Source organism: Variovorax guangxiensis (genome assembly GCF_003952165.1).
Lineage (GTDB): Bacteria > Pseudomonadota > Gammaproteobacteria > Burkholderiales > Burkholderiaceae_C > Variovorax > Variovorax guangxiensis.
Genome location: NZ_RXFT01000007.1, coordinates 167,254 through 190,805, shown reverse-complemented (window position 1 = coordinate 190,805; position 23,552 = coordinate 167,254). Strand labels below are relative to the sequence as shown.

Sequence of the window (23,552 nt, the reverse complement as noted above, 5' to 3'; positions counted from 1 at the left end):
CATGACCGACAACAACCAGCAACGCACGCCCCAGCAGACGGCCGAGTACGTCCGCGACGGCATGTTCGCCAACGACAACGCCAGCAAGGGCCTGGGCATGCGCATCGTGGAGGTCGGCCCCGGCCAGGCCACCATCGAGATGCGCGTGCGCCCCGACATGCTCAACGGCCACGCCATCTGCCACGGCGGCTTCATGGCCACCCTGGCCGACTCCACCTTCGCTTTCGCCTGCAACTCCTACGACGAGCTGACCGTGGCCTCGGGCTTCGCCATCGACTTCATCGCACCCGCGCGCGAGGGCGACGTGCTCACCGCGCGCTGCCACGAGGTGTCGAAGGCCGGTCGCACCGGCGTGTACGACACCGAAATCACCAACCAGCGCGGCGAGCGCGTCGCGATCTTCCGCGGCCGCTCCTACACCGCCAAGGGCCGCCCGGCCGTTCCGCCCACCGCAGCAGCCGCCTGAGGAAACACGAAATGACAGTCAAACGCCCCGCCCCCGGCGAGCTCGAGCCCATCGAAACCGCCAGCCGCGACGAGATCGCCGCGCTGCAGCTCGCCCGCCTGCGCGCCACGCTGCAGCGCGCCTACGACAACGTGCCGCACTACCGCCGCGCCTTCGACGCCAAGGGCGTGCACCCCGACGACCTGAAGTCGCTGGCCGACCTGTCGAAGTTCCCGTTCACGGTGAAGAGCGACCTGCGCGACAACTACCCCTTCGGCATGTTCGCCGTGCCGCGCGAGAAGGTCGCGCGCATCCACGCCTCCTCCGGCACCACCGGCAAGCCGACCGTGGTGGGCTACACGCTGCAGGACATCGACACCTGGGCCGACCTCGTCGCCCGCTCCATCCGCGCCGCGGGCGGCCGGCCCGGCGACATGGTGCACGTGTCGTACGGCTACGGCCTCTTCACCGGCGGCCTGGGCGCGCACTACGGCGCCGAGCGCGCGGGCTGCACCGTCATCCCCATGTCGGGCGGCCAGACCGAGAAGCAGGTGCAGCTCATCCAGGACTTCAAGCCCGACATCATCATGGTCACGCCCAGCTACATGCAGGTGATCATCGAGCAGTTCGAGCGCCAGGGGCTCGACGCGAAGGAGAGCTCGCTCAAGGTAGGCATCTTCGGCGCCGAGCCGTGGACCGAAGCCATGCGCCGCGACATCGAGGCCAGGGCCGGCATCGACGCGGTCGACATCTACGGCCTCAGCGAAGTGATGGGCCCGGGCGTGGCCAGCGAATGCGTGGAGAGCAAGGACGGCCCCGTGATCTGGGAAGACCACTTCTACCCCGAGATCATCGACCCCGAGACCGGCGAGCTGAAGGCCGACGGAGAGGAAGGCGAGCTCGTCTTCACCTCGCTGAGCAAGGAGGCCATGCCCATCGTCCGCTACCGCACGCGCGACCTCACGCGCCTCCTGCCGCCCACCTCGCGCTCGTTCCGCCGCATGGGCAAGATCGTCGGGCGCAGCGACGACATGATGATCATCCGCGGCGTCAACGTGTTCCCCACGCAGGTGGAAGAAATCGTGCTCGCGCACCAGGCGCTCTCGGGCCTCTACCAGGTGCACGTGAGCCGCGCCGACAAGCTCGACCAGGTCGAGATCCACTGCGAGCTCAAGCCCGCGGATGTCGCATCGGCCGACCGCGCCGCCATCGGCGACTGGCTGCAGCACCGCGTGAAGACGCTCATCGGCATCTCCACCCGCGTGGTGGTGCACGGCCCCGACGAGATGGAACGCACCCAGACCGGCAAGGCGCGCCGCGTGATCGACACACGCCCGCGCTGACACAAGCCACTTCCAACACCGACCGAAAGGACACGCACATGTACACCCAGGCAATGGACACCATGGGCAAGGACGCGGGCGACGGCAAGCAGAAGGCCGTGCGCTCCGCAGAGGAGATGCGCCTCGAGGAGCGCTTCGACGCGCACATCGACGCCGGCGACTTCATCGAGGCGAAGGACTGGATGCCCGAGCACTACCGCAAGACGCTGGTGCGCCAGATCAGCCAGCACGCGCACTCGGAAATCGTCGGCATGCTGCCCGAGGGCAACTGGATCAGCCGCGCGCCCACGCTCAAGCGCAAGGCCATCCTGCTGGCCAAGGTGCAGGACGAGGGCGGTCACGGCCTCTACCTGTATGCCGCGGCCGAGACGCTGGGCACCTCGCGCGACCAGATGTTCGAGGCGCTGCACAGCGGCAAGGCCAAGTACAGCTCGATCTTCAACTACCCCACGCTGACCTGGGCCGACATGGGCACCATCGGCTGGCTGGTGGACGGCGCGGCCATCATGAACCAGGTGCCGATCTGCCGCTGCTCGTACGCGCCGTATGCGCGCGCCATGATCCGCATCTGCCGCGAGGAGAGCTTCCACCAGCGCCAGGGCTACGAGTCGCTGCTGACCATGATGACCCACGGCACCGAGGCGCAGAAGGCCATGGTGCAGGACGCGGTCAACCGCTGGTGGTGGCCCTCGATCATGATGTTCGGCCCGCCGGACGACCAGTCGCCCAACAGCGCGCAGTCGATGCGCTGGGGCATCAAGCGCTTCAGCAACGACGAGCTGCGCCAGAAGTTCGTCGACGCCACCGTGGAGCAGGCCCGCATCCTCGGCGTGACCCTGCCCGACCCCGACCTCAAGTGGAACGAAGAGCGCCAGGCGCACGACTTCGGCGCCATCGACTGGAGCGAGTTCTGGCGCGTGATCGGCGGCGACGGCCCCTGCAACCGCGAACGCCTGCAGGCCCGCGTCGACGCCTGGGAAGACGGCGCATGGGTGCGCGAAGCCGCGCTGGCCCACGCCAACAAACAACCTATGAAGGAGGCGGCATGACCGTCGAACAGAAGCAAGAGTGGCCCCTGTGGGAAGTGTTCGTGCGCAGCAAGGCCGGCCTGGACCACAAGCACTGCGGCAGCCTGCACGCCGCCGACCCGAAGATGGCGATCCAGATGGCGCGCGACGTGTACACCCGCCGCCAGGAAGGCAGCAGCATCTGGGTGGTGCGCTCCGACCAGATCGTGGCCAGCGATCCGGGCGACAAGGACATGTTCTTCGATCCGGCCGAGGACAAGGTGTACCGCCACCCGACCTTCTACGCGCTGCCCAAGTCGGTCGACCACATGTGAGCGCCGCCCCATGCAAGCATCGATCGAACTGAACCGCACGCCCGCCGTGCAATACCTGCTGCGCATCGGAGACACCTGCCTGGTGCTCGCGCAGCGCCTGGGCGAATGGTGCGGCCACGCGCCCGTGCTGGAGGAAGACATCGCGATGGCCAACATCGCGCTCGACCTCGTCGGCCAGGCCCGCGCGCTGCTCACGCACGCCGGCAAGCTCGAAGGCGCCGGCCGCGAGCATGACGAGGACCAGCTCGCCTACCTGCGCGACGAGCGCGACTACTTCAACCTCACCATCGCCGAGCTGCCGCGCGGCGACTTCGCCTTCGCCGTGGTGCGCAACACCATGGTGTCCACGCTGCTGAAGCTGCTGTGGCAGCGCCTGGCCGCGTCGAACGACCCCGAGGTGGCCGCCATCGCCGGCAAGGCGCTGAAGGAAGCGCGCTACCACCAGCAACACTCGGGCGACTGGGTGGTGCGGCTGGGCGACGGCACCGAGGAATCGCGCCGCCGCACCGAGAAGGCGCTGAAGCAGTTGTGGCTCTACATGCCCGAGCTGTTCTTCAGCGACGAAGTGGATGCCGCTGCCAGCGCGAGCGGCCTCGGCCCGGCATGGAGCGAACTGCGCGAGCCCTGGCTCGCCGAGATGCAGCAGGTGCTGGACGCCGCCGGCCTCGCCATGCCCAGGGAAGCCGCCTTCCGCAGCACCGGCAAGCACGGCGTGCACAGCGAGCACATGGGCTACATCCTCGCGGAGATGCAGCACCTGCAGCGCACCTTCCCCGGAGGCGTGTGGTGAACGCCCTGGCCTCGCGCGTCGATGCCGCATGGGCGGTGCTGCACACCGTGCCCGACCCCGAGGTGCCGGCCGTGTCGGTGTGCGACCTCGGCATCGTGCGCGAGGTGATCGAGCACGACGACGGCCTGGAGATCGTGCTCACGCCGACCTACTCCGGCTGCCCCGCGACAGAGGCCATCGAGCACGACGTGCTGGCCGCCGTCGAGCAGGCCGGCCTCGGCCGCGCGCGCGCCACCCTGCGCCGCGCGCCTGCCTGGACCAGCGACTGGATCAGCGACGAGGGCCTCGCCAAGCTCAGGGCCTACGGCATCGCGCCGCCCGCGCACCTGAACGCGGAGCAGGCCGCCAACACGGCCATGCCGATCAGGCTCTTCGGCCGCATCGCCGGCGAGCGCATCGCCTGCCCGCGCTGCGCGAGCGAGCGCACCGAGCGGCTGTCGGCCTTCGGCTCCACCGCCTGCAAGGCCCTGTACCGCTGCATGGCGTGCAAGGAGCCTTTCGAACACTTCAAACCCATCTGAGACTTCCCCCGCGATGAGCACCCTCTTCCATCCCCTGCGCGTGAAGGCCATCGAGCCCGACACGGCCGAGGCCGTCATCGTCTCCTTCGAGGTGCCGGCCGATCTGCAGCAGGTCTTCGGCTTCACGCAGGGCCAGTACCTCACGCTGCGCCACGACATCGACGGCCAGGACTTGCGCCGCTCCTACTCGATCTGCGCCGGCCTCGACGACGGCGAGCTGCGCGTCGGCGTGCGCAAGGTGCTCGGCGGCGTGTTCTCCAACTGGATCAACGCGAGCCTGAAGCCCGGCGACACCCTGCAGGTGATGGCGCCGCAGGGCCGCTTCTTCGTGCCCATCGAGCCGGGCTCGGCGCGCCATCACGTCGGCATTGCCGGCGGCAGCGGCATCACGCCCATCCTGTCGATCATGAAGACGGTGCTCGCGCGCGAGCCGCACAGCCGCTTCACGCTGATCTACGGCAACCGCCAGCTGCAGTCCACGATGTTCAAGGAAGAAATCGAGGACCTGAAGAACCGCTACATGACGCGCCTCGTGCTGCAGCATGTGTTCTCCGACGAGCACACCGATTCGCCGCTGGGCTTCGGCGTGATGAACCGCGAGAAGATCGGCGAGTTCCTCGCGAGCGTGGTGCCTGCAGCGGACATCGACCATGTCTACGTGTGCGGCCCCTTCCAGATGAACGACGAAGCCGAGGCCGCGCTGCTGGCGGCCGGCGTGCCGGAAGACCGCATCCACATCGAGCGCTTCGGCGTCGCCCTGCCCTCGGCCACGCAGGTGGGCGCGGTGGTGCACGAAGCCCAGCCCGGTGACGCCAAGCAGGCGCGCATCGTCATCGTGCGCGACGGGCTGCAGCGCGAGATCACCTTCACCGAAGGCCAGCCCAGCATCCTCGATGCGGCATCGGCCGCGGGGCTCGAGGTGCCGTTCTCATGCACCTCGGGCGTGTGCGGCACCTGCCGCGCGAAGTGCGTGGACGGGGAAGTCCGCATGGAAAGAAACTTCGCGCTCGACAAGAATGAAGTCGCCGCGGGCTTCGTACTGACCTGCCAGGCACACCCGCTGACCGAACGCGTCACGCTTTCCTTCGACGAGCGCTGAGATACTTCAGGCCTCAACTTTCATTTCAAACGGAGACAAACCAACCATGAAATTCTTCAAGCCCCTGCTGACCGCCGCCCTGTGCGCCACGGCCCTCGCGGCCTGGGCCGACGTGAACGTCGGCGTGACCATCTCGGCCACCGGCCCGGCAGCCTCGCTGGGCATCCCCGAGAAGAACACCATCTCGCTGATGCCCAAGACGATCGGCGGGCAGAAGATCAACTACATCGTGCTTGACGACGCCTCCGACACCACCGCGGCCGTCAACAACACGCGCAAGCTCATCGCCGAGAACAAGGTCGACGTGATCCTGGGCTCGACCACCACGCCGGCCTCGCTCGCCATGATCGACGTGGCCAGCGAGGCGCAGACGCCGATGATCTCGGTGGCCGCGTCGGCGCGCATCATCGAGCCGATGGACGCCAAGAAGAAGTGGGTGTTCAAGACGCCGCAGAACGACATCATGATGTCGCTGGCCATCGCCGAGCACATGGCCGCCAATGGCGTGAAGACCGTCGCCTTCATCGGCTTCTCCGACGCCTACGGCGAAGGCTGGTCGCAGGAGTTCGCCAAGGCCGCCGACCTGAAGAAGATCAAGATCGTGGCCAACGAGCGCTATGCCCGCACCGACACCTCGGTGACAGGCCAGGCCCTGAAGATCATGGCCGCCAAGCCCGACGCGGTGCTGGTCGCCGGCTCCGGCACGCCGGCCGCGCTGCCTCAGAAGACGCTGAAGGAACGCGGCTACACCGGCAAGATGTACCAGACCCACGGCGTGGCCAACGCCGACTTCCTGCGCGTGGGCGGCAAGGACGTGGAAGGCACCTTCCTGCCCGCAGGCCCGGTGCTCGTGGCCGACCAGCTGCCCGCCAGCAACCCGGTGAAGAAGTCCGCGCTCGCCTATGTGTCCGCCTATGAAGCCGCCTACGGCAAGGGCTCGGTCTCTACCTTCGGCGGCCACGCCTGGGACGCCGGCCTGCTGATGAGCTCGGCCGTGCCCGTCGCGCTGAAGAAGGCCCAGCCCGGCACGCCCGAGTTCCGTGCCGCACTGCGCGACGCGCTGGAGCAGACCAAGGAAGTGGCCGGCGCGCATGGCGTGTTCAACATGACCGCACAGGACCACCTGGGCCTGGACCAGCGTGCACGTGTCATGGTCAAGATCGAGAACGGCGCCTGGAAATACCAGCCCTGATCCCGCGCTTTCTCCCTCCCCCGCTGGGGGAGGGCCGGGGTGGGGGCTCGACGGCATTGAACTTCGCGCAGCATTGAGCGCGGGAGTGCCCCCAATCCCAACCTTCCCCCAGAGGGGGAAGGAGCAACGCAACGCACTGACTCGATACAAGGGCCGAGCCCGAGGGTTTTATATGGATTTGCAGATTGCCCTTTTGCTGGGGCAGGACGGCATCGTGAACGGCGCGGTCTACGGACTGATGGCGCTCGCGCTGGTGCTGGTGTTTTCGGTCACGCGCGTGATCTTCATCCCGCAGGGCGAGTTCGTCGCCTTCGGTGCGCTGTCGATGGCCGCGCTGCAGGGCGGGCGCGCGCCCTCCACGCTATGGCTGCTGCTGGCGCTTGCCGCCATCGTGCTGGTGGTGGAGGCCTGGCGCTGGAAGCGCGGCGCCACCGTCGACTGGCGCTCGGCGCTGACCTGGTGCGTGGCTTTCCCGGCCATCGCCGCGGTACTGGTGCTCGGCTTCAAGCCTACCTCGCTCGCAATGCAGTCGATCGCCACGCTGGTGCTGATCGCGCCGCTGGGCCCGCTGCTGTACCGCGTCGCCTACCGCCCGCTGGCGGATGCCAGCGTGCTGATGCTGCTGATCGTGTCGGTGGCGCTGCATGGCGTGCTGGTCGGCCTGGGCCTCTTCTTCTTCGGCGCCGAGGGCTCGCGCACCAGCGCGTTCTCTGAAATGCGCTTCGACCTCGGCGGCATTCCGGTCAACGGCCAGTCGCTGGTGGTGGTCGGCGTCACGCTGGTGCTGGTGATCGCGATGTTCTGGTTCTTCGGCCGCTCGATGGTCGGCAAGGCGCTGCGCGCCACCGCCATCAACCGCGTGGGCGCGCGGCTGTCGGGCATTCCCACCGAGCTCTCGGGCGACCTGAGCTTCGCGCTGGCGGCCGTCATCGGCGCCATCTCGGGCCTGCTGATCGCACCGATCACCACGGTCTACTACGACACCGGCTTCCTGATCGGCCTGAAGGGCTTCGTGGCCGCCATCGTCGGCGGGCTGGCGAGCTATCCGCTGGCGCTCGCGGGCGCGCTGCTGGTGGGGCTGCTGGAGGCCTTCTCTTCCTTCTGGGCCAGCGCATACAAGGAAGTGCTGGTCTTCACCCTGATCATTCCGGTGCTGCTGTGGCGCTCGCTGAACAGCCATCACGTGGAGGACGAGGAATGAACCCGTCTTCACCGACCACCGCTCCCGCAGCCGCCAGTGCGGCACCCGAAAGCCGCCCGCTGGTGACGCCGCGCGTGCTCACCCTCGTCTTCATCGTCGCGCTCGCGCTGGCCTGGGGCTGGCTGCCCGAGTTCACCGTCAGCGTGCTCAGCAACATCGGCCTGTACGCGCTGGTGGCCGTGGGCCTGGTGCTGCTGACCGGCGTGGGCGGCATGACCTCGTTCGGCCAGGCCGCCTTCGTCGGCATGGGCGCCTACGCCACCGCATGGATCTGCACCTCGCCCACCGCCGCCGGCTGGCTCGGCGGCCTCGCGGGCTCGGCGCTGGTGCCGTGGCTGGGCCTGCTGCTCGGTCTGGCGCTGACCTTCGCGCTGGCCTGGGCGCTCGGCGCGGTCACGCTCAAGCTCTCGGGCCACTATCTGCCGCTGTGCACCATCGCCTGGGGCCTGAGCCTGTACTTCCTGCTGGGCAACATGGAGTTCCTCGGCGGCCAGACCGGCATCACCGGCATTCCGCCGCTGGTGGTGGCGGGCTTTTCCTTCGCCACGCCGCGCATGCTGGGCGTGGTGATCTGGGCGGTGCTGCTGCTGGCGCTGTGGGCCATGCACAACCTGCTCGACTCGCGCGAGGGCCGCGCCATCCGCGCGCTCAAGGGCGGCCGGCTGATGGCCGAGTCGATGGGCGTGGACACTGCGCGCCACCGCATCAAGCTCTTCGTGCTGGCGGCCCTGCTCGCGGCCATCTCTGGCTGGCTCTATGCCCACATGCAGCGCTTCGTGAACCCCACGCCCTTCAACCTGAACATCGGCATCGAGATGCTGTTCATGGCGGTGGTCGGCGGCGCGGGCCACCTCTGGGGCGCGGTACTGGGAGCCACGCTGATCACGCTGCTGAAGGAAAAGCTGCAGGACGTGCTGCCCGCGCTGCTGGGCACCAGCGGCAACTTCGAAGTGGTGGTGTTCGGCCTCTTGATGCTCTTCGTGCTGCAGCGCTTCGCCGACGGCCTGTGGCCCACGCTCGCGCGGCTGTCGCGCCGCTGGGTGCGCGAAGTGCCGCGTGCGGCCGGTGCCGGCCCCGCCGCATCGACCAACGTGCAGCTCGCGCAGCGCGCGGTGCCGGCCGCCGGCACGCTGCTGCTGCAGGCCGACGGCGTGAGCAAGCGCTTCGGCGGCCTGGTGGCCAACAACGACATCTCGATGACGCTGAAGGCCGGCGAGGTGCATGCCCTCATCGGCCCCAACGGCGCCGGCAAGAGCACCTTCTTCAACATGATCTCGGGCGTGGACGATCCGACGACCGGCGAAGTGCGCCTGGTGGGCCAGCCCATGTCGGGCAAGCCCTCGCGCGCCTTCGCATCGCTGGGCCTGGGCCGCACCTTCCAGCACGTGCGGCTGCTCGGCCAGCGCAGCGTGGTCGAGAACGTGGCGCTCGGTGCCCACCTGCGCGCGAAGCGCGGCTGGCTGTCGGCCATGCTGCGCCTGGACCGCGCGGAAGAGGCCGCGCTGATGGCCGAAGCCCGCAAGCAGATCGAACGCTGCGGCCTCGGCGCGCATGCCGACACGCCTGCCGCATCGCTCTCGCTCGGCCAGCAGCGCGTGGTGGAAATCGCCCGCGCGCTCGCCGGCCAGCCCTCGGTGCTGCTGCTCGACGAACCCGCCGCCGGCCTGCGCCACCTGGAGAAGCGCGCCCTCTCGGAACTGCTCGCGCAGCTGCGCGCCGAGGGCCTGGGCATCCTGGTGGTGGAACACGACATGGAGTTCGTGATGAACCTCGCCGACCGCATCACGGTGCTCGAGTTCGGCACCGTCATCGCCACCGGCACGCCCGCCGAAGTGCAGGCCAATCCGCGCGTGCTCGAAGCCTATCTGGGCGGGGCCGACGACGAACTGCTGGAAGACGCACGATGAGCCACCCATTGCTTCAACTCGACGGCTTCTGCGTGGCCTACCGCACCGTGGAAGCGGTGCACAGCGTGCGCCTGCAGGTGAACGAGGGCGAGATCGTCACCGTCATCGGCCCCAACGGCGCCGGCAAGACCACGCTGCTGTGCGCGGCGATGGGCCTGCTGCCTTCCAGCGGCCAGCTGCTGCTGGACGGCGAGCGCGTCTCGCGCCCCAGCGTCGAGACCATGGTGGCACGCGGCGTCGCGCTGGTGCCCGAGCGGCGCGAGCTGTTCGGCGAGATGTCGGTCGAAGACAACCTGCTGCTCGGCGGCTTCTACCAGTGGCGCAAGGGCAAGCGCGACCAGCGCGCGCGCATGGACGAGATCTTCGCCATCTTCCCGCGCCTGAAGGAACGCCGCGCGCAGATGGCATCGACGCTCTCGGGCGGCGAACGCCAGATGCTGGCCATCGGCCGCGCGCTGATGGCGCGGCCGCGCCTGCTGATGCTCGACGAGCCCTCGCTGGGCCTCGCCCCGCTGGTGGTGCGCGAGGTGCTGCGCGTGGTGTCGCAGCTGCGCAGCCACGGCGTGTCGGTGCTGCTGGTGGAACAGAACGCCCGCGCCGCGCTGCAGGTGGCCGACCGCGCCTATGTGCTGGAAATGGGCGCCGTGGCGCTCGAAGGCAAGGCGCGCGACCTGCTGCACGACCAAAGGATCATCGATACGTACCTGGGTATCGGCAAGAAGGAGTGAGCTGAATTCCTCCCTCCCCCGCTGGGGGAGGGCCGGGGTGGGGGCATGCGGCGGCCGAAAAGGCACTGCGCCGAACCGATGCCGCTTGCCCCCATCCCCGCCTTCCCCCAGAGGGGGAAGGAGCAAGACAGACACCGCGAAAGGACACGCACCATGACCACCACCCTCCAAAGCTACATCGCCGGCCGCTGGATCGGCCAGCAGGCCGCGCAGCAGCTGCGCAGCGCCGTCAACGGCAAGCCCGTGACCGCCACGCACGCCGAGGCCATCGACTTCGCCGAGGCGCTGGCGTACGCGCGCCGCACCGGCATTCCCGCGCTCATGAAGCTCGACTTCCAGCAGCGCGCCGAGCGCCTGAAGGCCCTGGCCAAGTTCCTCGCCGCGAACAAGGAAACGCTCTACGCCATCTCGGCCCACACGGGCGCGACGCGCGCCGACAGCTGGATCGACATCGAAGGCGGCGCCGGCACGCTGAGCGCCTATGCCGGCATCGGCACCAACGAGCTTCCCTCAGGCAACCTGGTGCACGAAGGCCCGGCCTTCCCGCTGGGCAAGAAGGGCGGCTTCGCGGGCACGCACATCCTGGTGCCGCGCGGCGGCGTGGCGGTGCACATCGACGCGTTCAACTTCCCGGTGTGGGGCCTGCTCGAGAAGTTCGCGCCCAGCTTCCTCGCGGGCATGCCCTGCATCGGCAAGCCGGCCACGGCCACCAGCTACCTCACAGAAGCGCTGGTGCGGCTGATCGTGCAGTCGGGCATCCTGCCCGAGGGTGCGCTGCAGCTGGTCATCGGCAGCACGGGCGACCTGCTCGACCGGCTCGAAGGGCCCGACGTGGTCACCTTCACCGGCTCGGCCGACACCGCCGCGAAGCTGCGCGTGCATCCGAACATCGTGCGCCAGTCGATCCCGTTCAACGCCGAGGCCGACTCGCTGAACTGCGCGATCCTCGCGCCCGACGTGACGCCCGACGACGAGGAGTTCGATCTCTTCGTGAAGGAAGTGGCGCGCGAGATGACCATCAAGGCCGGCCAGAAGTGCACGGCCATCCGCCGCGCGATCGTGCCGCGCCAGCACCTCGACGCGGTGGCCGAGCGCCTGCGCGCGCGGCTCGCGAAGACGGTCGTGGGCGACCCCTCGCGCGAGGAAGTGCGCATGGGGGCGCTGGCCTCGCGCGACCAGCAGGCCGACGTGGCCGAGCGCGTGGCGACGCTGCTCAAGGGTGCCGAGCTGGTCTACGGCGAGCGCGACGGCTTCTCGCCCGTGGGCGACGGCGTGGGCGAAGGTGCCTTCTTCGCACCCACGCTGCTGCTGAGCCGCAAGCCGCTCGAGCACGACGCAGCGCACGACGTGGAAGCCTTCGGCCCCGTCAGCACGCTGATGCCCTACGACGGCATCGACGAGGCGCTGGCGCTGGCCGCGCGCGGCCGCGGCAGCCTGGTCGGCACGCTGGTCACGCGCGATCCGGCCACCGCCGCCAAGGCGATTCCGGTGGCCGCCGCCTGGCACGGCCGCCTGCTGGTGCTCGACCGCGAGGCCGCCGCCGAATCGACCGGCCACGGCTCGCCGCTGCCGCAGCTCAAGCACGGCGGCCCGGGCCGCGCGGGCGGCGGCGAGGAGCTCGGCGGCCTGCGCGCGGTGAAGCACTACCTGCAGCGCACCGCCGTGCAGGGCTCGCCCACCATGCTGGCCGCCATCACCGGCGAGCACGTGCGCGGCGCTGCCGTGCGCGAGAGCGAGGTGCACCCCTTCCGCCGCTACTTCGAGGACCTGCGCGTCGGCGATTCGCTGCTCACGCACCGCCGCACCGTGAGCGAGGCCGACATCGTGGCCTTCGGCGGCATCTCGGGCGACTACTTCTACATGCACTTCGACGAGGTGGCGGCCAAGGAATCGCCCTTCGGCAAGCGCATCGCGCACGGCTACTTCGTGCTGTCGGCGGCCGCGGGCCTGTTCGTGTCGCCCGCGCCGGGGCCGGTGCTGGCCAACTACGGCCTGGACACGCTGCGCTTCACCAAGCCCGTGGCCATCGGCGACACCATCCGCGCGCGCCTGACCTGCAAGCGCAAGATCGACCGCAACAAGAAGGACGCGAGCGGCCAGGGCCAGGGCGTGGTGGCATGGGACGTTGAAGTGACGAACCAGGACGGCGAGCTGGTCGCCAGCTACGATATCCTGACCCTCGTTTCCAAGAAGCCCGAAGCACCCGCCGCCTCGGCCACCGCCTGATGTCCTCTTCGTCGTCTTCCCAGTCCTCCATGTTCGACCTCACCGGCAAAGTCGCGCTCGTCACGGGCGGCAACGGAGGCATCGGCCTCGGCATGGCGCAGGGGCTGGCCAAGGCCGGCGCCCGCGTCATCGTCGCGGCGCGCAACGCGCAGAAGTCGGCCGCGGCAGTCGAGGCATTGAGGGCGCTGGGCAGCGACAGCTTCGCGCTCGAGGCCGACGTGAGCGACGAGGCCTCGGTGAGCAAGCTCTTCGACGACGCCGCCGCACGCTGCGGCCGGCTCGACATCCTCATCAACAACGCAGGCACCACGGTGCGCAAGCCCGTCGACCAGCTCGCGCTGGACGAGTGGCACAAGGTGATGGACACCAACCTCACCAGCGCCTTCCTGTGCAGCCGCGCCGCGCATCCGCACCTGAAGGCCGCGGGCGGCGGCAAGATCATCAACATCGGCTCGATGATGTCGATCTTCGGCGCGCCCTACGCCCCGGCCTATGCGGCGAGCAAGGCGGGCATCGTGCAGCTCACCAAGTCGACGGCGCTCTCCTGGGCGGCGGACAACATCCAGGTCAACGCGATCCTGCCGGGCTGGTTCGAGACCGAGCTGACCGACGGCGCACGCAGCCAGATCCCGGGACTGTACGAGCGCGTGAAGGCCCGAGCCGCCGCCGGCCGATGGGGCCAGCCGGGCGACATCGCCGGCACCGCAGTGTTCCTGGCGAGCACCGCGTCGGACTACGTGACGGGAACCGCAATTCCCGTTGACGGCGGCTTCTCTATTTCGGGCTGAGCCTTCGGGCCGTGTAAATTCGCCGGCCATGCTCTTCTGGATCCAGATCTTCCTCCTCGTCGCCGGCACGGCCGCGCTGCTGTACGTGTCGCGCGGCCCGCTGAGCCAGCCGGGCTCGCACGGCTTCTACCGCTTCTTCGCGTGGGAATGCATGCTGGTGCTGATCGTGCTGAACCTGCCCGTGTGGCATGACGATCCGTTCTCGGCCAGGCAGATCATCTCCTCGCTCTTCTTCGTGCTGTCGATCTGGCTGCCGATACACGCGGTGCGGCTGCTCAAGGCGCAGGGCAAGCCCGGCGACGCGCGCAACGACGATCCGGCCCTGTACGGCTTCGAGAAGACATCGGCCATCGTCAGCAGCGGCGCCTTCCGCTACATCCGCCACCCCATGTACACCGCGCTGATGCTGCTGGCCTGGGGCGCCTTCCTCAAGCAGTTCACCTGGCTCACGCTGGCACTGGTGCTCGCGGCCACGTTGCTGCTGTTCATGACCGCCCTGCGCGACGAGCAGGAATGCATCGCGCACTTCGGCGACGACTACCGCGCGTACATGCGCGGCACGCGGCGCTTCATACCGTTCGTGTTCTAGGACCTGCCGCCCCGCTGTAGAGGGCGCAAGGCCTTCCGCTGTGCCAAGGAGAAAGCGCCCCGTCAGGGGCGCTTTTCACGTGGCCTCGATGCTCAGCAAGCTTTGCCGTGGGCGGCGTGCGCGCCCTTGGCCTTCGCATCGGCTTCGGACATGTACGAGCCGCGCTTGGTCTTGCCGAAGTACTTGTCGTTGGCGCAGTGATAGACCTTGCCGTTGACCCACACCTGGCCGGCGGCGGGTACCGCCGCGGGAGCGGCGGCGGCAGGTGCTGCGGCGGGCTTGGTCGCTGCCGGGGCGGGCGCGGCGGCAGCGGGCGATGTGGCTGCAGGGGCGGTAGTCGCGGGAGCGGATGGCTGTTGAGCAAAGGCGGAGACGGCAAGGACGGAACTGGCCGCCAGCAGGAAAAGGGTCTTCTTCAAGATCGCTCCTTGTGGATCGCACGAAAGCACGTGCATGCAGCGACCAACGCCCGCGCCGCAACGCAGTTGACGAATGTTCACCCGGATGTGTGACGAGCCGTACGGCGCGAGACCTATTTCACGACGGAATGAAAGAGATGAGGCTTCGCGGCCTCCGCGAGGCCAACGCTGTCGGCCGGAGTGAGCGTGCATGAGTTGTTCCCTTCGGATCGAGCGCCGGCGCGGCAGACCGCGGACGTCGCCGATCCGGATCAGAAACATCGAAAAGGGAAGAACATGAAAATCACAATGACCTCGCTCGCCATCGTCGCGGCGCTCCTCGCAGGCTGCGCATCCGAGCAAGCAACCCATACGGCCGTCGGCACCGGTGCCGGCGCGGCGGTAGGCGCGGGTGTGGGAAACCTCATCGGCCGCGACAGGAAGAGCACAGCCATCGGCGCGGCAGTCGGCGCCGCCGTTGGCGCAGGTGTCGGCTACAACTGGTCCACCATCCGCAACAAGCTCAGCAGCCAGACCGCCGACACCGGCACGCAGATCATCGATCAGCCCGACGGCTCGCTGAAGCTCAACATCCCCAGCCAGGTGACCTTCGACACCGACAGCGCCACCATCAAGCCATCTTTCCGCAATGTCCTCGACGGCGTGGCCCAGACGATCGCGCAGGAGCCCAGCATCAACGCACGCGTCGTCGGCCACACGGACAGCACCGGCAATGCCGAGCACAACATGGCGCTGTCGCAGCGCCGCGCGCAGAGCGTGGGCGCCTACCTGGTCGACCATGGCGTGAAGAGCGCGCGCCTCACGACCGAAGGACGAGGCCAGACCCAGCCCGTGACGAGCAACGCCACCGAGGACGGGCGCACGCAGAACCGCCGCGTCGAGATCTACCTGAAGCCCGTCTCGCAGTAGGCGAGACAGTACGCCCCGGCCGCTGCCAGCCGGAGGCGGCCCTGCCCGGGTAGGGCCGCCGGCACAGGGTCGACGGCCCCTCGCCCCAGGAACCCTTCACACGCGCGTCATCTTCAACCTTGCGGGATGCTGACCCGCACGATCAGGTTCGGTTCACACGAGCCTCCTAGCATTCGCGCATGCTGCTGCTCGCGCGCGTTCGCCGTTTCGTCGAGGCACACCACAAGGCGTGGTGCGTCGCGGGCATGCTGCTGATTTTTCTGCAGCCCTTCATCGCGGCCCACTTCCGCTGCGACGGGCTGGAAGACGAGCCGATGCTGCGCGTGCGCAGCGCCAGCGACACCACCCAGTTCGAGGCCGACGACCGCGCGGATCATCAGTCCGACCGCGAGACCACGCTGTTCGCCCAGGCCGCCGCGAGCATCGACCACCCCGATGCCTTCGACCTCGCGCTGGGCATGCTGATGGCGATGGTGCTCGCGATGCTGCCGCTGGCACTGGCCGTCGCGCGGCTCGCCGTTCCCATCGCGCGCGAAGTGCCCGAACACGTCCCGCCACACGGCGGCGCGCCACCTCCGGCGCAACCCTGGCGTCGACTGCCGCCTACCGTCGCCCCACCTTCCGTCACTTGAGACACGACGCCTCGCGCGTCGGGTGGTCCGCTGCGCCTCGCAGCGGGCTTTCTCTTCCCTGTCGAAAGGTCCGACCATGTCAAGTTTCTCCTGCTGCGCCCGTGGCGCCGCGTGGCTTCGTTCGCCCGCCGTTTTCCAGTTCCCGACCACGCCCATGAAGGTGGCGTCATGAACGCACTGAACATCACGCTTTTCCAGTGGCTCACCGCCGGCAGCCAGCCCACGCCGTGGGTGCTGTCCTTCGCATCCGCCTTTGCGCTCTGGGGCAGCTGGCTGTGCGCGGGCGTGCTCGTCTTCGCGCTGTGGCGGCATCGCGCCGAACGCGCCTATCTGTTCATCGTCGCGGCCTTCTCCGGCCTCGCATCGATGGCTTCCCACGCGATCGCGCTGGCGCTGAACACGCCCCGCCCGTTCGTCCTCGGGCTTGCTCCTGCCTACATCGAGCACGCCGGCCGCGGCTCGCTGCCCAGCACGCACGCGACCGTGATGTTCATGGTGGCGCTGGCCTTCCTGCTGCGCCCCGGCCTGCGCAGGCTGGGCGTGCCGCTGCTGGCGCTGGCGGCGGTCACGGGCTGGGCGCGCGTCTACGTGGGCGTGCATTTCCCGATCGACATCGTCGCCGGCATGCTGCTCGGGGGCGCCATCGCCGGCCTGCTCGCGCTCGCGCAGCTGCTGGTGCACCGCTTCGTTTCTTTTCCGGCGTCGCCCGTTGGCCGCACTCGCGACGACACGCCAGCGGCCGCTTCTTTCTGGAGGCATCCATGATTTCATCGACCGACAACAGCCGGCACTCGCGCGCACCGATCCGGCTGCAACAGGCCGACGATGCTCCCGCGACGCGCGCGGCCGTCGCGTTCGCGCCGCCGGACGAAGCGCGCAGCATCTCCTGCGTCATCCCCTGCTTCAACGAGGGGCCGAACCTGCGGCGCCTGCTTCCGCTGCTGGAGGACATCCTCTGGGCCACGCGCCTGCGCTGGGAGATCATCGTGGTGGACGACGGCAGCACCGACGACACCGTGGCCGTTGCCGAGGCATGGTGCGAGCTCTCGGGCTTTCGCTGCATCTCGCTGTCGCGCAACTTCGGCAAGGAAGCCGCGCTCACCGCGGGCCTCGCCGCCGCCACGGGCGACGCGGTGGTGCTGCTCGACGGCGACCTGCAGCATTCGCCGGAGCTCATCCACACCATGATCGCGCAGTGGGTGGCCGGCGCCGAGGTGGTGTACGCGGTGCGCGAGCAGCGCAGCGACGAAAGCCGCTTCAAGCAGCTCGGCAGCAGGCTCTTCTACAGCCTGGTCAACGCGTCCGACCGCTTCGCCGTGCCCAGGGACGCGGGCGACTTCCGCCTGATGGACCGCAAGGTGGTCGACGCGCTCATGAGCCTGCCCGAGCGCAGCCGCTTCATGAAGGGCCTGTATGCCTGGGTGGGCTTTCGCGCCGTGGCGCTGCCCTACACGCCCGCGCCGCGCGCGGAAGGCGCCAGCAGCTTCAACACGCGGCGGCTGGTGGGGCTGGCCATCGACGGGCTCACCGCCTTCACCACCTGGCCGCTGCGGGTGGTCAGCGTGGTGGGGCTGATGCTGGCGGTGCCGGCCTTCGCCTACGGCGCCTTCGTGGCGGTCGACTACCTGCTGTTCGGCAACTCGGTCTCGGGCTGGACCACCATCGTCGCGAGCCTGATGTTCTTCATCGGCATCCAGATGATCTCCACCGGCATCGTGGGCGAGTACATCGCGCGCATCTACGAGGAGGTGAAGGGACGGCCGCTCTACGTGGTGCGCCGCGAGCGCGGCACGGGGCTGGAGACCGGGCGGACATGAAACGGGCCGCTCCCGCATGGTGGACCTCCCCCCGACCGCTATGGATCATCGTCGCCCTCTTCGCCTGGCTGCTGGCCACCGCATGGATGCGCCCGCTGATGGCGCCCGACGAGGGCCGCTACGGCGGCGTCGCGCTCGCCATGCTTCGCTCGGGCGACTGGCTGGTGCCTCGGCTCGACGGGCTGCCCTTCTTCCACAAGCCGCCGCTCTTCTACTGGATAGGCGCGGCGGCCATGTCGATCACCGGTCCGGTGGAATGGGCCGCGCGGCTGCCGTCCGTCCTGGGCGGCGCAGTGGCCGCGGCGGCGCTCTTCCTCTTCCTGCGACGCTGGTCGACGGCGCGGCTGACGCTGCTGTCCACGGTGGTGCTGGCGACCACGCCCTTCTTCTTCCTCGGCGCGCAGTTCGCCAACCTCGACATGCTGGTGGCGGGCTGCATCTCGGCCACGGTGCTGCTGGCGGCCGGCGCGGCGCTGGCCCGGGAGCGCGAGGAACCGTGGCGAGCGCTGCTGGCCGGCGCCTGGCTGTTCGCCGCGGCCGGCCTGCTGGCCAAGGGGCTGATCGGCCTGGTGCTGCCCGCGATGGTGATCTTCATCTGGTGCGCAACGACGCGCAGGCTCGCGTCGTTGCGGCTCGCGCTGTGGCTGCCCGGCTGGGCCGTGCTGCTGGCCGTGGCCGGGCCGTGGTTCGTCGCGATGCAGCTGCGGTATCCGGAGTTCTTCGACTACTTCGTCGTCACCCAGCACTTCCGGCGCTTCGCGTCCTCGGGCTTCAACAACGAGCACGGCTTCTGGTTCTATCTTCCGGTGCTGGCGGGCCTGACGCTGCCGTGGTTCGCATGGGTGTTCGTCCCTCGCGGGTCGAACGAGGGAGCGAGCGACGACGCGGCACGCCCCCGGCAGCCGGACATCGACCGGCTGATGTGGATCTGGCTCGCGGTGATCGTGGTGTTCTTCTCGCTGCCGCGGTCCAAGCTGGTGGGCTATGTTCTTCCGGCGCTCCCGCCCCTGGCGTACCTGATCGCGCAGCGGGTTCTGGCGAGCCGCTCGCTCGAAGCCCTGCTGCCGAAGGTTCGCGCGATGACGCTGGCGGCGGCAACGGTGTGCATCGGCTGCGTGGTCGCGGTCATGGTGTACTCGTCGCCGCCAGGTACGCGCCTGCGCCTGCCGGCTGGGCAAGCGGTGGCACCGGGTGAACAGGTGCTGATGCTCGACGGCTACCACTACGAGATTCCCTTCTACTGGAACCTGCGCGAGCCGGTGCTGGTGGCGGACGACTGGAAGGCGGCGGCCGAGGACACGCGCGACAACTGGCGCAAGGAGATCTTCGACGCCAGCCGCTTCGAGCCGGCGCGCGCGGCGCGCACGCTGGTCGACCGAACCGAGCTCGCGGACGTGCTGTGCGTGCCGCACGCCACCTGGGTCGTCGGCTCGAACACGGCGCATCTCGCGAACCCCTGGCTGCACCATGCGCAGCTGGTGGCGGTGAACGACGGGCTGGCGGCCTGGCGCTTCAAGGGAAGCGCCACGGGCGATCCGCACTGCCTGGATACCGCCCCATTCCCCGCCGCAGTCCCAGCTCCCGCCCCGCACTCGGGCGCGAACGGCAATGACTGAATCGCCCCGCTGCCTCTGCATCTGCGCCGACGACTTCGGCATGAGCGCGGGCATCAACTCGGCCGTGCTCGACCTCGCCGAGAAGGGCAAGATCTCCGCCGCCAGCGGCATGGTGCGCCGCGAGGCCTGGCTGGCCGGAGCCAGGCTGCTGCGGCGCCTGGAGCCAGCGGAGTTCGACACCGGCCTGCACCTGGACCTCACGCGGCCCGCGCATGCCGGCGGCCCCGAGCCGGGGCTGGGCGGCCTGCTCGCGCGCACGTACACGCGCACCATCTTCGCGCCGGGCCTGCAGGCCGACATCCTCGACCAGCTCACCCGCTTCGAGGACGCCATGGGCCGTGCCCCCGCCTTCGTGGACGGGCACCGGCACGTGCACCAGTTCCCGGTGGTGCGCGAGCTGCTGGTGGAAGAAATCTCGCGGCGCTATCCCTCCTCGCCGCCCTGGGTCCGCAACACGGCGCCGGGCTGGCGCCATGGACCCGACAGTCTGAAGGCCCGCGTCATCCACACGCTGGGCGGCGCGCGGCTCGCTGCACTGGCCGCCCGGCGCGGCATTCCCACCAGCAGCCGGCTGCTGGGCGTCTACGACTTCTCGGGCGACATGGAGCGCCACCAGCAGCGTTTGTCCGAATGGCTCTCGGCCTGCCGCACCGGCGACGTGCTCATGTGCCACCCGGCCGCCGGCATCATGCCCGGCGACCCGCATAGCGGCGCGCGGCTGCACGAATACACGGCGCTGCGCGCGCTGGCGCTCGGGGTCGGCCAATACAGCGGGATCGCGCTCGCGCCACTCTCACGGTGCCTGAAACGCGGCTGAACATGCCGCTCGCGTAACATGCGCGCCGTCTCCCTGCCCCGCTTCCGCCCATGCCCTCCCCGAAAAGCGCCGCCTTTCCCTCGGTGGCGCAAGCCGTCCTCCTGTTCGTGGCGCTGTTCCTTTGCGAACTCGTCATCGGCGCCGCGCTGCGCGACGCCAACGGGTGGCTGCGCCTGACCAGCATGCAGATCGGCGTGCTCGCGGCCGTGCTGGGCAATGGCTGCGTGTTCGCGGCGGTGATGCACTCGCAGGGCCTCGGCTACCGCAGCCTGTTCCACCAGTCGCGCGCCTCCGCCGGGGCAATGCTGATGCTCGTGGTGCCGCCGGTGCTGCTGCTGGTGCCCGCGCTGCTGCTGACGCTCACCTCGGCGCTCAACATCATGATGCGCATCGCACCGCCTTCCGCGTGGGAAGAAGCGATGTTCAGCCGCATGGCCGACGGCAGTGTGGCGGCCGTGCTCGCGGTGTGCGTGGTGGCACCACTGCTGGAGGAAATGCTTTTCCGCGGCATCGTGCTGCGCGGCTTCCTCACCCGCTATCCGCGATGGCAGGCGATCTTCATCTCGGCGCTCCTCTTCGGCGCGGCGCACATGAACATCTACCAGTTCATCGTCGGCCTCGTCATCGGCACCGTGCTCGGCTGGCTCTATGAACGCACGCGCTCGCTCATTCCGTGCATCGCGCTGCATGCCGCCTACAACACCACCACGCTACTGCTGGGCGACTGGCTCGATGCGGCCTCGCCCTCGCGGCTGCTGTGGGCCGTGCTGATGGCGCTGGCGGCGGCCGTGTGCGGCGTGCTCGTGCTGCGCGCGATGCTGATGCCGCGCGCGGCGCGCGACGGCTCCTCGGCCTGAGCTTCTTTGCTCTTTCCCTAGCGGGGCAGCCGCTGCAGCGGCCGCGCATCTACCGCTTCGCCGTCGATGATGAAGTGCCCGCCCGCCACATGGTGCAGCGTGCGCAATTCGTCGTGCCCCTCGAAATGCCAGCGCCCGTTGGAAAACACGCGCTCGTCGGCCTGCGCGGCGATCACCTCGCCGAGGAACAGGTCGTAGCGCTGCTGGATGGCCGGTTCGGGCAGCAGCCTGCATTCGAGCCAGGCGGCGCAGCCTTCGAGCAGCGGCGCGTCGGTGGCCGTGCCCGCGAAGGTCGAGAGGCCGTAGGCGGCGAACTTGTCATGACCCGACTTCTCGACGATCTCGCGGCCGGAGCTGTTGCCCAGCGTCTCGGTCAGGTCGAGCTGGGCGCGCACCGGCACCTGCAGCGCGAAAGCGCCGGCGCCTTCGAGCAGCTCGCGCGTCCAGGTGCTCTTGTCGAGCACGACCGCCACCTTGGGCGGATCGAAGTCCAGCGGCATGGCCCAGGCTGCCGCCATGATGTTGCGCTTGCCGCCATGCGCGGCGCTCACGAGCACGGTGGGGCCGTGGTTCAGCAGGCGATAGGCCTTGTTCAGCGCGACGGGCTGGCGGTGGTTGGCGGTCATGGTGGTCGGTGCAGGTCAGGTTCCGGGATCGTCCACCGGCACCCGGCGGACGATGACCGTGCGGATGCGCTGCGCATCGACCTCGGTCACCACGAAATCGTACCCGTCGTGCGTCCAGCGGGCATCGCGCGGGGGCAGTCCGCCGAAGCGCGCCAGCAGCAGGCCAGCGACCGAGGTGTAGCTGTCGTCGTCGCCCACGAGGCCGTGGGTCTGCAGTGCCTGCTCCAGCAGGTGCAGGTCGGCGCTGCCGGAGACGGTCCATGCATCGGGTGCGGTCTGCAGGATCTCCAGCGTCTCGTCCTCGTCGGGAAACTCTCCGGCGATGGCCTCCAGCACGTCGATGGGCGTCACCACGCCGGTGAGCGTGCCGTGCTCGTCGGCCACCAGCGCGAGCTGCCCGCGCGCGCCGCGCAATGTGTCGATGAGGCGGATCGCCGTGGTCGACTCGGGCACATAGATGGGCGCGCGCAGGCCGGCGCCCTCGTCGATCCTGCCGTGGCGCATCAGCTGGCCCAGCAGGTCCTTGGCGCGCGCCACGCCCACCACTTCGTCGAGCGAGCCCCGGCACACGGGGAAGATGCCGTGCGGCGTGTCCAGCAACTGCTCGCGCACCGCGACCGGGTCGTCGTTGAGATCGACCCACGAGATGTCGGTGCGCGGCGTCATCACCGATCGCACGGTGCGGTCGGCCAGCGAGAGCACGCCGCTCACCATGTTGCGCTCCTCGACGGCGAAGGCGGGCTCTTCCTGTGCCTCGGGCGTTGCGTCGGAGGGGCCCGCGCCGGCTGGTACCGGCTCGCCGCGCGCCCTGCCGCCCAGCAACCGCAGCACCGACTCGGCCGTTCGCTCGCGCAGCGGTCTGCGCGCCTCGTGCTTCAGCGCGTTGCGCCGCGCCCACTGGTTCAGCGCCTCGATCATCACGGAGAAGCCGATGGCGCCGTAGAGGTAGCCCTTGGGAATGTGGAAGCCCATGCCCTCGGCCACGAGGCTCAGGCCGATCATCAGCAGGAAGCTCAGGCACAGCATCACCACCGTGGGATGCGCGTTGACGAAACGGGTGAGCGGCTTCGAGGCCCACAGCATGATGCCGATGGAGATGACGACAGCCGCCATCATCACCGGGAGGTGGTCGACCATGCCCACCGCGGTGATCACCGCGTCGAGCGAGAACACCGCATCGAGCACGACGATCTGCGACACCACCAGCGAGAAGCTTGCGTAGGCCACCGGGCCGGTGGCGGTGTGCGCCGCCACGCCTTCGAGCCGCTCGTGCAGCTCCGACGTGGCCTTGAACAGCAGGAACAGGCCGCCGCCCAGCAGGATCAGGTCGCGGCCCGAGAAGCCGTGCCCCCACACGTGGAAGAGCGGCGTGGTCAGCGTCACCAGCCACGAGACGATGGACAGCAGCGCCAGCCGCATGAAGAGCGCGAGGCTCAGGCCGATGAGCCTTGCCTTGTCGCGCTGGCGCGGCGGCAGCTTCTCCGCGAGGATCGCGATGAAGACGAGGTTGTCGATGCCCAGCACGATCTCCAGAACGACCAGCGTCAGGAGACCGAGCCAGACGGCCGGGTCGGAGAGCAGTTCGATCATGATTGGAGAAAAGAGGCGCGCAAACGGCCGCGTCCCGGAGCGGCGCGGGCCATTCCGGCAACGGGTGACTGGGGAAACTGAATACGCAAGGCGGCTGC

At 69.2% G+C, this 23,552-nt stretch carries 24 protein-coding genes; 21 read left to right on the top strand and 3 right to left on the bottom strand.

Annotated features, from left to right (window positions below):
• Position 1 precedes the first annotated feature (1 nt).
• The 14 genes from paaI to EJP67_RS17980 all read left to right on the top strand — a co-directional run bounded on the left by paaI (position 2) and on the right by EJP67_RS17980 (position 14,171).
• Positions 2 to 466 (top strand): hydroxyphenylacetyl-CoA thioesterase PaaI, encoded by a 465-nt coding sequence (paaI, locus tag EJP67_RS18045; protein WP_126023087.1) that lies wholly within the window; start codon positions 2 to 4, stop codon positions 464 to 466.
• A gap of 11 nt (positions 467 to 477) precedes the next feature.
• Positions 478 to 1,788, top strand: a complete 1,311-nt coding sequence (gene paaK / locus EJP67_RS18040) for a phenylacetate--CoA ligase PaaK (RefSeq protein WP_126023086.1) — start codon at positions 478 to 480, stop codon at positions 1,786 to 1,788.
• Between the two features lie 38 nt (positions 1,789 to 1,826).
• A complete protein-coding gene (paaA, locus tag EJP67_RS18035; RefSeq protein WP_126023085.1) occupies positions 1,827 to 2,837 on the top strand; it encodes a 1,2-phenylacetyl-CoA epoxidase subunit PaaA in 1,011 nt (336 codons plus the stop codon).
• On the top strand, positions 2,834 to 3,130 hold the full coding sequence (paaB, locus tag EJP67_RS18030) for a 1,2-phenylacetyl-CoA epoxidase subunit PaaB (RefSeq protein WP_126023084.1): 297 nt from the start codon (positions 2,834 to 2,836) through the stop codon (positions 3,128 to 3,130). The genes paaA and paaB overlap by 4 nt, the downstream gene beginning before the upstream one ends.
• 10 nt (positions 3,131 to 3,140) lie before the next feature.
• Complete coding sequence (gene paaC, locus EJP67_RS18025) at positions 3,141 to 3,920, top strand: 1,2-phenylacetyl-CoA epoxidase subunit PaaC (protein WP_126023083.1); 780 nt, start codon at positions 3,141 to 3,143, stop codon at positions 3,918 to 3,920.
• Positions 3,917 to 4,441: a 1,2-phenylacetyl-CoA epoxidase subunit PaaD gene (gene paaD / locus EJP67_RS18020; RefSeq protein ID WP_420824273.1), complete on the top strand. Its 525-nt coding sequence runs from the start codon at positions 3,917 to 3,919 to the stop codon at positions 4,439 to 4,441. The genes paaC and paaD overlap by 4 nt, the downstream gene beginning before the upstream one ends.
• A 13-nt stretch (positions 4,442 to 4,454) precedes the next feature.
• Entirely contained in the window at positions 4,455 to 5,540 is a 1,086-nt protein-coding gene (gene paaE, locus EJP67_RS18015; protein ID WP_126023081.1) for a 1,2-phenylacetyl-CoA epoxidase subunit PaaE, read from the top strand.
• A 46-nt stretch (positions 5,541 to 5,586) separates the two neighbouring features.
• On the top strand, positions 5,587 to 6,732 hold the full coding sequence (locus EJP67_RS18010; protein WP_126023080.1) for an ABC transporter substrate-binding protein: 1,146 nt from the start codon (positions 5,587 to 5,589) through the stop codon (positions 6,730 to 6,732).
• A 172-nt stretch (positions 6,733 to 6,904) separates the two neighbouring features.
• The gene (locus EJP67_RS18005) at positions 6,905 to 7,933 is read left to right on the top strand and encodes a branched-chain amino acid ABC transporter permease (RefSeq protein ID WP_126023079.1); all 1,029 of its coding nucleotides are present in this window, start codon (positions 6,905 to 6,907) and stop codon (positions 7,931 to 7,933) included.
• Complete coding sequence (locus EJP67_RS18000; protein WP_126023078.1) at positions 7,930 to 9,840, top strand: branched-chain amino acid ABC transporter ATP-binding protein/permease; 1,911 nt, start codon at positions 7,930 to 7,932, stop codon at positions 9,838 to 9,840. Before EJP67_RS18005 ends, EJP67_RS18000 begins: the two co-directional genes overlap by 4 nt.
• The gene (locus EJP67_RS17995) at positions 9,837 to 10,568 is read left to right on the top strand and encodes an ABC transporter ATP-binding protein (protein ID WP_126023077.1); all 732 of its coding nucleotides are present in this window, start codon (positions 9,837 to 9,839) and stop codon (positions 10,566 to 10,568) included. Before EJP67_RS18000 ends, EJP67_RS17995 begins: the two co-directional genes overlap by 4 nt.
• 153 nt (positions 10,569 to 10,721) lie before the next feature.
• Entirely contained in the window at positions 10,722 to 12,794 is a 2,073-nt protein-coding gene (paaZ, locus tag EJP67_RS17990) for a phenylacetic acid degradation bifunctional protein PaaZ (protein WP_126023076.1), read from the top strand.
• Positions 12,795 to 12,823: 29 nt separating this feature from the next.
• Positions 12,824 to 13,582, top strand: a complete 759-nt coding sequence (locus EJP67_RS17985; protein WP_126023248.1) for an SDR family NAD(P)-dependent oxidoreductase — start codon at positions 12,824 to 12,826, stop codon at positions 13,580 to 13,582.
• Positions 13,583 to 13,610: 28 nt separating this feature from the next.
• On the top strand, positions 13,611 to 14,171 hold the full coding sequence (locus EJP67_RS17980; protein WP_126023075.1) for a methyltransferase family protein: 561 nt from the start codon (positions 13,611 to 13,613) through the stop codon (positions 14,169 to 14,171).
• Between the two features lie 92 nt (positions 14,172 to 14,263).
• Here EJP67_RS17980 and EJP67_RS17975 read toward each other — a convergent pair whose 3' ends face one another.
• A complete protein-coding gene (locus EJP67_RS17975) occupies positions 14,264 to 14,671 on the bottom strand; it encodes a hypothetical protein (protein WP_420824274.1) in 408 nt (135 codons plus the stop codon).
• 195 nt (positions 14,672 to 14,866) lie between these two features.
• Here EJP67_RS17975 and EJP67_RS17970 point away from each other — a divergent pair, with 195 nt between their 5' ends.
• The 7 genes from EJP67_RS17970 to EJP67_RS17940 all read left to right on the top strand — a co-directional run bounded on the left by EJP67_RS17970 (position 14,867) and on the right by EJP67_RS17940 (position 21,238).
• A complete protein-coding gene (locus EJP67_RS17970) occupies positions 14,867 to 15,499 on the top strand; it encodes a YiaD family glycine zipper/OmpA-like lipoprotein (protein WP_126023073.1) in 633 nt (210 codons plus the stop codon).
• 179 nt (positions 15,500 to 15,678) lie between these two features.
• The gene (locus EJP67_RS17965; RefSeq protein WP_206169521.1) at positions 15,679 to 16,131 is read left to right on the top strand and encodes a hypothetical protein; all 453 of its coding nucleotides are present in this window, start codon (positions 15,679 to 15,681) and stop codon (positions 16,129 to 16,131) included.
• 168 nt (positions 16,132 to 16,299) lie between these two features.
• Positions 16,300 to 16,896 (top strand): phosphatase PAP2 family protein, encoded by a 597-nt coding sequence (locus EJP67_RS17960; RefSeq protein ID WP_126023072.1) that lies wholly within the window; start codon positions 16,300 to 16,302, stop codon positions 16,894 to 16,896.
• Entirely contained in the window at positions 16,893 to 17,948 is a 1,056-nt protein-coding gene (locus tag EJP67_RS17955; protein ID WP_126023071.1) for a glycosyltransferase family 2 protein, read from the top strand. The genes EJP67_RS17960 and EJP67_RS17955 overlap by 4 nt, the downstream gene beginning before the upstream one ends.
• A complete protein-coding gene (locus tag EJP67_RS17950) occupies positions 17,945 to 19,564 on the top strand; it encodes an ArnT family glycosyltransferase (protein WP_126023070.1) in 1,620 nt (539 codons plus the stop codon). The genes EJP67_RS17955 and EJP67_RS17950 overlap by 4 nt, the downstream gene beginning before the upstream one ends.
• The gene (locus EJP67_RS17945) at positions 19,557 to 20,381 is read left to right on the top strand and encodes a ChbG/HpnK family deacetylase (RefSeq protein WP_126023069.1); all 825 of its coding nucleotides are present in this window, start codon (positions 19,557 to 19,559) and stop codon (positions 20,379 to 20,381) included. The genes EJP67_RS17950 and EJP67_RS17945 overlap by 8 nt, the downstream gene beginning before the upstream one ends.
• A 50-nt stretch (positions 20,382 to 20,431) precedes the next feature.
• On the top strand, positions 20,432 to 21,238 hold the full coding sequence (locus EJP67_RS17940; protein ID WP_126023068.1) for a CPBP family intramembrane glutamic endopeptidase: 807 nt from the start codon (positions 20,432 to 20,434) through the stop codon (positions 21,236 to 21,238).
• A gap of 17 nt (positions 21,239 to 21,255) precedes the next feature.
• On the opposite strand, the gene EJP67_RS17935 is transcribed toward EJP67_RS17940, so the two are convergent.
• Together EJP67_RS17935 and EJP67_RS17930 are read right to left on the bottom strand one after the other, a co-directional pair.
• Complete coding sequence (locus EJP67_RS17935; protein ID WP_126023067.1) at positions 21,256 to 21,864, bottom strand: flavin reductase family protein; 609 nt, start codon at positions 21,862 to 21,864, stop codon at positions 21,256 to 21,258.
• Between the two features lie 15 nt (positions 21,865 to 21,879).
• On the bottom strand, positions 21,880 to 23,451 hold the full coding sequence (locus EJP67_RS17930; RefSeq protein WP_165909651.1) for a TerC family protein: 1,572 nt from the start codon (positions 23,449 to 23,451) through the stop codon (positions 21,880 to 21,882).
• Positions 23,452 to 23,552: the final 101 nt, after the last annotated feature.

Coding starts and splice junctions, on each gene's coding strand:
- paaI (WP_126023087.1), top strand. CDS start 2: ATGACCGACAACAACCAGCAACGCACGCCCCAGCAGACGGCCGAGTAC.
- paaK (WP_126023086.1), top strand. CDS start 478: ATGACAGTCAAACGCCCCGCCCCCGGCGAGCTCGAGCCCATCGAAACC.
- paaA (WP_126023085.1), top strand. CDS start 1,827: ATGTACACCCAGGCAATGGACACCATGGGCAAGGACGCGGGCGACGGC.
- paaB (WP_126023084.1), top strand. CDS start 2,834: ATGACCGTCGAACAGAAGCAAGAGTGGCCCCTGTGGGAAGTGTTCGTG.
- paaC (WP_126023083.1), top strand. CDS start 3,141: ATGCAAGCATCGATCGAACTGAACCGCACGCCCGCCGTGCAATACCTG.
- paaE (WP_126023081.1), top strand. CDS start 4,455: ATGAGCACCCTCTTCCATCCCCTGCGCGTGAAGGCCATCGAGCCCGAC.
- EJP67_RS18010 (WP_126023080.1), top strand. CDS start 5,587: ATGAAATTCTTCAAGCCCCTGCTGACCGCCGCCCTGTGCGCCACGGCC.
- EJP67_RS18005 (WP_126023079.1), top strand. CDS start 6,905: ATGGATTTGCAGATTGCCCTTTTGCTGGGGCAGGACGGCATCGTGAAC.
- EJP67_RS18000 (WP_126023078.1), top strand. CDS start 7,930: ATGAACCCGTCTTCACCGACCACCGCTCCCGCAGCCGCCAGTGCGGCA.
- EJP67_RS17995 (WP_126023077.1), top strand. CDS start 9,837: ATGAGCCACCCATTGCTTCAACTCGACGGCTTCTGCGTGGCCTACCGC.
- paaZ (WP_126023076.1), top strand. CDS start 10,722: ATGACCACCACCCTCCAAAGCTACATCGCCGGCCGCTGGATCGGCCAG.
- EJP67_RS17985 (WP_126023248.1), top strand. CDS start 12,824: ATGTTCGACCTCACCGGCAAAGTCGCGCTCGTCACGGGCGGCAACGGA.
- EJP67_RS17980 (WP_126023075.1), top strand. CDS start 13,611: ATGCTCTTCTGGATCCAGATCTTCCTCCTCGTCGCCGGCACGGCCGCG.
- EJP67_RS17970 (WP_126023073.1), top strand. CDS start 14,867: ATGAAAATCACAATGACCTCGCTCGCCATCGTCGCGGCGCTCCTCGCA.
- EJP67_RS17965 (WP_206169521.1), top strand. CDS start 15,679: ATGCTGCTGCTCGCGCGCGTTCGCCGTTTCGTCGAGGCACACCACAAG.
- EJP67_RS17960 (WP_126023072.1), top strand. CDS start 16,300: ATGAACGCACTGAACATCACGCTTTTCCAGTGGCTCACCGCCGGCAGC.
- EJP67_RS17955 (WP_126023071.1), top strand. CDS start 16,893: ATGATTTCATCGACCGACAACAGCCGGCACTCGCGCGCACCGATCCGG.
- EJP67_RS17950 (WP_126023070.1), top strand. CDS start 17,945: ATGAAACGGGCCGCTCCCGCATGGTGGACCTCCCCCCGACCGCTATGG.
- EJP67_RS17945 (WP_126023069.1), top strand. CDS start 19,557: ATGACTGAATCGCCCCGCTGCCTCTGCATCTGCGCCGACGACTTCGGC.
- EJP67_RS17940 (WP_126023068.1), top strand. CDS start 20,432: ATGCCCTCCCCGAAAAGCGCCGCCTTTCCCTCGGTGGCGCAAGCCGTC.
- EJP67_RS17935 (WP_126023067.1), bottom strand. CDS start 21,864: ATGACCGCCAACCACCGCCAGCCCGTCGCGCTGAACAAGGCCTATCGC.